The organism is Aquitalea sp. S1-19, assembly GCF_024343515.1.
This window is the reverse complement of record NZ_RJTZ01000268.1, coordinates 1-1810: the sequence shown is the minus strand read 5'-3', so window position 1 is coordinate 1810 and position 1810 is coordinate 1. Positions and strand designations below refer to the sequence as shown.

The 1810-nt window shown below is 59.5% G+C and carries 2 protein-coding genes and 2 pseudogenes; all 4 read left to right on the top strand.

Annotation, left to right across the window (positions count from 1 at the left end; genetic code table 11):
• A pseudogene (locus tag EGI20_RS18190) lies at positions 1 to 243 on the top strand (porphobilinogen synthase); the annotation flags it as partial.
• A gap of 9 nt (positions 244 to 252) precedes the next feature.
• Complete coding sequence (locus EGI20_RS18185) at positions 253 to 969, top strand: DUF2092 domain-containing protein (protein WP_498633094.1); 717 nt, start codon at positions 253 to 255, stop codon at positions 967 to 969.
• Between the two features lie 12 nt (positions 970 to 981).
• Positions 982 to 1491: a hypothetical protein gene (locus EGI20_RS18180; protein ID WP_498630772.1), complete on the top strand. Its 510-nt coding sequence runs from the start codon at positions 982 to 984 to the stop codon at positions 1489 to 1491.
• Positions 1492 to 1607: 116 nt separating this feature from the next.
• Positions 1608 to 1810 (top strand): annotated as a pseudogene (locus EGI20_RS18175) (porphobilinogen synthase); the annotation flags it as partial.

The window sequence follows — 1810 nt, the reverse complement described above, 5'->3', positions numbered from 1 at the left end:
GCCAATCTGGACGAAGCGATCCAGGAAGTAGCCATGGATCTGGAAGAGGGCGCCGACATCATCATGGTCAAGCCAGGCATGCCTTACCTGGACGTGATCCGCCGCGTGAAAGACACCTTCCGCGTGCCGACTTACGCTTATCAGGTATCGGGCGAATACGCGATGCTCAAGGCCGCCGTGCAGAACGGCTGGCTGAATGAAGAAAAGTGCATGATGGAAAGCCTGCTGGCAATCTCGCTAGCACCCTCCGTCTTGCATGCCCAGACGGATACCCCGGCCGCGCCTGCGCAGGCATCCGCAGACGCGGTCGATCCGGCGGCCATCCAGGCGCTGAAGGATATGGGTGTTTATTTGCTGAGCCTGAAGCGCTTTCAGGTCTCGACCGAACTGACGGGCGAGCGGGTGCTTGCCGACGGCCAGAAACTGCAGCATACGGCGAAGGCCGTACTGGATGTCGATCGTCCTGAGCGGCTGCGTGCCCTGATATCCAGTGCTCGCTCCGAACGCGAGATCTTTTACGACGGCCAGCGCGTGACCCTGTACTCGCCCGCGCAGAAGTATTACTCGACGGTGCCGTTTACCGGCAAACTCAATGTGCTGGTTAACCGTCTGGAGGAAAAGTACGGTGTGGAAACCCCTCTGGCCGATCTGTTTGTCTGGGGCACGCCGGATGCGCCGTTCGACGGGATACAGTCAGCGATGAATGCCGGCCAGGATTTCATTGGCCAGACGCTGTGTGATCATTATGCCTTCCGTCAGGGCAATACCGACTGGCAGATCTGGATCTCGGCCGGAGACCGGCCCTTGCCGCGCAAGCTTGTGATCACCCAGCGTGACGACGAAGCACGTCCGCAGTCGGTCAGCCTGATCGACTGGAACCTGAAGCCTACCTTTTCGAACGCAGTTTTCAGCTTCAAGCCGCCCAAGGGCGCTTCCCCGGCCGAACTGCTGCCGCGCAAAACCAAGTAGAGGAGTCATGTCATGGAAAATGCACTGCGCAAGCTGTTCCTGTCTCCGCTGGTGGCGCTGCTGGTGGCCAGTTTCGCTCTGGTTCCGGTCGTCGAGGCCGCCCGCAGCGGCAAGCTCGCCGCCTCCAAACCGCATGCCGCTGCGGGCGGCGGAGCCCGGCAGAAGGTCAATGTCGATCACAGCAGGGCCGATGTACGCACAAACAATGTCCGTAGCAGTAGCGTCAACAATGTGAACGTCAACAAAAATGTTAACAGGAACGTTAACAGGAACGTTAACAGGGATGTCGATGTGGATGTCCATCACAGCGGAGGTTGGGACAACGACTACCACCCGGTAGCAACGGCGGTGGCGGTGGGGGCGACCGTGGCGGTGACGAGTGCCATCGTTGGTTCCATCGTACGTTCCGTGCCCCCCGGCTGCGTGCCGGTCAACTACGGCGGCATTATCTACCAGCAGTGCGGAAACACCTGGTATCAGCCACGAGGGACACAGTTCATCGTGGTGAATCCGCCGTACTGATGTCAGCCTCCCGCCTTGGATGTACCTATAAAAAATCCCCAGACTTCTTCCGGGGATTTTTTATAGCCTTATACCGCTAAAGCAGCGCTCAAGCTCGGCATCCCGATGCTGTCCATTACGGCCCGTTCCGCGACGTGGTTGGCAGCGCCGGCAATCTGGGCAAGGCCGACAAGTACAGCTACCAGATGGCCCCGGCCAATCTGGACGAAGCGATCCAGGAAGTGGCCATGGATCAGGAAGAGGGCGCCGACATCATCATGGTCAAGCCGGGCATGCCTTACCTGGACGTGATCCGCCGCGTGAAAGACACCTTCCGCGT

What these genes read in the sequence shown, in the direction of transcription:
- EGI20_RS18180 (WP_498630772.1), top strand. Translation starts at nt 982, where the DNA reads ATGGAAAATGCACTGCGCAAGCTGTTCCTGTCTCCGCTGGTGGCGCTG.